Source organism: Robiginitalea sp. (assembly GCF_049588695.1).
Classification (GTDB): Bacteria; Bacteroidota; Bacteroidia; order Flavobacteriales; family Flavobacteriaceae; genus Robiginitalea.
The window spans coordinates 1-3,223 of sequence record NZ_JBAVZJ010000468.1 but is presented as its reverse complement, the minus strand read 5'-3'; the positions used below and the strand labels follow the sequence as shown (position 1 = coordinate 3,223).

General features: G+C 50.6%; 3 protein-coding genes and 2 pseudogenes. 1 reads left to right on the top strand and 4 read right to left on the bottom strand.

The features are described from left to right. Window positions 1-871: pseudogene (gene kynU / locus WBV75_RS11050) on the bottom strand (kynureninase); the annotation flags it as partial. A gap of 30 nt (window positions 872-901) precedes the next feature. Beyond that, window positions 902-1,402 (bottom strand): GNAT family N-acetyltransferase, encoded by a 501-nt coding sequence (locus WBV75_RS11045; protein WP_424120661.1) that lies wholly within the window; start codon window positions 1,400-1,402, stop codon window positions 902-904. A 128-nt stretch (window positions 1,403-1,530) separates the two neighbouring features. Here WBV75_RS11045 and WBV75_RS11040 point away from each other — a divergent pair, with 128 nt between their 5' ends. Then, window positions 1,531-2,172: an O-methyltransferase gene (locus tag WBV75_RS11040; RefSeq protein WP_424120660.1), complete on the top strand. Its 642-nt coding sequence runs from the start codon at window positions 1,531-1,533 to the stop codon at window positions 2,170-2,172. Window positions 2,173-2,181: 9 nt separating this feature from the next. On the opposite strand, the gene WBV75_RS11035 is transcribed toward WBV75_RS11040, so the two are convergent. Next, on the bottom strand, window positions 2,182-2,412 hold the full coding sequence (locus tag WBV75_RS11035) for a Sec-independent protein translocase subunit TatA/TatB (RefSeq protein WP_424120659.1): 231 nt from the start codon (window positions 2,410-2,412) through the stop codon (window positions 2,182-2,184). A gap of 128 nt (window positions 2,413-2,540) precedes the next feature. Beyond that, window positions 2,541-3,223, bottom strand: a pseudogene (locus WBV75_RS11030) (M1 family peptidase); the annotation flags it as partial.

Genomic DNA, 3,223 nt, shown 5'->3' with positions numbered 1-3,223 from the left:
GATCAAAACGGGGTTGCATCAAAAACCGGGTTTCCTTTTTCGTCCCCCACCACCCTTCAAAACGCGGGATATCCGGATCGTTCAGGTGCTATTCAGCGATAAACACCCCTGAGGCATTTCCCGGCCCGCTATTCATGTATTTATAACTGCACCAGGAAGCGAAATCCACCCCCCATTCGTGCAGCTCGAGCCGGACATTCCCCGCGGCATGTGCCAGATCCCAACCGACAAAAGCTCCTGCGGCTCGTCCGGCCCGGGTGATCTCCGCCATATCCAACACCTGTCCGTTGTAGTAATTAACCCCTCCCATTAACACCAGGGCCAATTCGTCTTTGTGTTCTTCAACAGCCTCCAAAATATCTTCGGTGCGCCAGTGGTGTTCCCCGGGTCGCTTCGCCACTTCTACGATGGCATCCTCCGGGGCATAGCCGTGGAAACGCAACTGGCTTTGGAGCATATACTGGTCCGATGGAAAGGCTTTTTCTTCGCAAAGGATCTTGTACCGCTTACCCCTGGGGCGGTAAAAGGAAACCATAAGAAGGTGGAGGTTGACCGTCAGGGTGTTCATTACGGTAACTTCCCTTTGCCGGGCACCTACCAGCGGGGCCAATTTTTCGGTCAGCCGTTCGTGATAATCCCACCAGGGCTTTTCGGCATAGAAATGGCCTTCTACGGCCAACTCACGCCAGTCCGTCATAATTTCATCCACAAAAAGGGCGGCGTTTTTAGGTTGCAGCCCCAGGGAATTTCCCGTAAAATAAATAACGTCGGAACCGTTTACCTGTGGAAAGTGAAAGTTCTCGCGGTACTTGTGTAGAGGGTCAGAAGCATCCAGTGCCTGGGCGAAAGCTTCGGTATTCTTGAAATCCATCGGGTGGGTTTTGTTCAAAAATACGACGAACTATTCAATTGACGGCCCGGTTTTACGATCGGAATTCACTTCGTCTTCCCTAAGGCGCATCTCCAATAGATGTGGGCTAAAACCAACTTTTTTATAAGCTTTCAGGGCGGGTTGGTTTCCGGGGTAGACCGTCAGTCGCATTTCCTGAAGTCCCCGCCCCAGCGCCCATTGCTTCAGGGCCATCACAATACGGCCATTAATCCCGTAGCCCCTGTAATCCGGGAGGGTATACATAAATCCGAAGTAGGCGTAGGCCGAATGGTCGAGATAAGGGCGGGGTGTTTTTTGGGTGGCATACCCCGAGGCCACCGCCTTCTGACCGACCCATGCCATCAGGAAATGGGTATTGGGATCCGTAACCAGCGCCTCCATATCGTAATAGTGAACCGGATCCGGTCGGATGGTTGGGTCGAAAGGTCGCTCATCCCGAATGAGCCCCTGCTCGAATTGCCTCAGCACGGGAATGTCCTTCAGGGTTGCTTTTTGTAAGGTAACTTTCATAGTCTCCGGATTTACATAGAAATGAAATATAGGAATCATTTGAATACTCCGGGATTTCAATTAAAAAACCCACAGTCCGGGGCTGGGTGAAAAGGCCCTGGATTTATGTATTTTCGCAAGAAAAGCGCATGCATTTTCTATCTGCCGACCTGGAAGCCTACATCGCTGCAAACAGCGAACAGGAGCCAGCCCTTCTGCAAGAACTGACCCGGGAAACACACCTGAAGGTCCTGATGCCCCGGATGATTACCGGACATTACCAGGGACGGGTTTTAAGTTTAATCTCCACCCTGCTGCGCCCAAAGGCGATCCTTGAAATCGGCACCTACACGGGTTATTCGGCCCTCTGCCTGGCGGAAGGGCTTTCCCCGGACGGCGAACTCATTACCATCGATAAAAACGATGAGTTGGCAGGAATACAAAAAAGCTATTTTAACAGGAGTCCGTACGGTTCTCAAATCAAGCGTTTTACCGGACTGGCCCTTGAGGTGCTTCCCGAAATTGACAAAGTCTTCGATTTGGTTTTTATAGATGCGGATAAAACGGAGTATCCGCAGTACTTTGAACAGGTACTGCCCAAGGTGCGGCCGGGAGGTGTCATCCTCCTGGACAACGTGCTGTGGTCCGGAAAAGTAGTAGAACCCATCGGGGCCAAAGACCTCATCACTCCGGTCCTCATTGACTTTAATAAAAAACTGAGTGAAGATACCCGGGTGCGGACCGTTCTCTTACCGGTACGCGATGGCCTTACTTTGTGTATGGTGAAATAAAACGAACGGCTATTTCCTGCGGATGGTCCCGCCCACGTCATCCAGCTTCTTTTTGACGTCCTCGAAGTCCTTTTGAAGCTCGTCGGTAATGGAAGTGTCTATACCCTGTTTTTCGGCGCTGTTGTGAATCTCCCGCTTAATATCGTCTGTGGCGTCTTTGAGCTGTCTCATTCCCTTGCCGAGGCCCTTTGCGATGCCCGGAATTTTATCCGCGCCAAAGACCATGACAACAATAAACATTATAAAGAATATTTCTGCCCCGCTTATAAATAAAAAGTGACATGCCATACCACAAATATACTGAAGATTCCATACCAAAATAAAAAGTCCCGGCATCTCTGCCGGGACTTTTTAAATTTAACAGGTGTTTATTCCCCTTTTATGTTCTCTTTGAACTGTTGGAATTCGGAAGGGGCATCCTCCTTCGGCCAGCTGTTGTTCTGGGTATCAATATCCGCAGTCTCCATTTTAGGATCGACCACGATCCCCGTGAGTTCGGTCTGGGAAGAAATCACACGGCTCACCTCCGCATCGTTCTTCCTCCAGATCTCCGGTGGGTACGTCACGGTTTCTTTTGTTCCATCGGCATAGGAATACTCGACAATCAGCGGCATAGGAATCCCCCCCGGTTTGTCAAAAGTGACCTGGTAGAAGTATTTGGGTTCCTGTACCTGGGCCCGCTCCTCCACGGACATATTATCCATCATAAACTCCTTGAGGGGCTGGGAGGTTTCAGAAGGTGATTTTCCCTTCATGGCCGGATCGAAATCTTCACTGTCCTCTTCGGCCAGGTAGACCAAAGGTGGCAGGTCTGCCTCGCTAACCCCGTTGGCTTCCATATATTCCTCCATTGCGGCCGTAGGGGTATCGCTCACATAGTATTTCTTAACTTCCTTTACCCCGATGTCCACGTAATCCGTAGTATAGAACCAGGACCTCCAGAACCAATCCAAATCCACTGCAGAAGCATCCTCCATCGTCCTGAAAAAGTCTTCGGGAGTCGGGTGCTTGAATTTCCAGCGCTGGGCATAGGTTTTAAAGGCGTGGTCAA

Excerpts from the sequence above, each read along its gene's own strand:
- WBV75_RS11045 (WP_424120661.1), bottom strand. The coding sequence starts at position 1,402 with ATGAAAGTTACCTTACAAAAAGCAACCCTGAAGGACATTCCCGTGCTG.
- WBV75_RS11035 (WP_424120659.1), bottom strand. The coding sequence starts at position 2,412 with ATGTTTATTGTTGTCATGGTCTTTGGCGCGGATAAAATTCCGGGCATC.
- WBV75_RS11040 (WP_424120660.1), top strand. The coding sequence starts at position 1,531 with ATGCATTTTCTATCTGCCGACCTGGAAGCCTACATCGCTGCAAACAGC.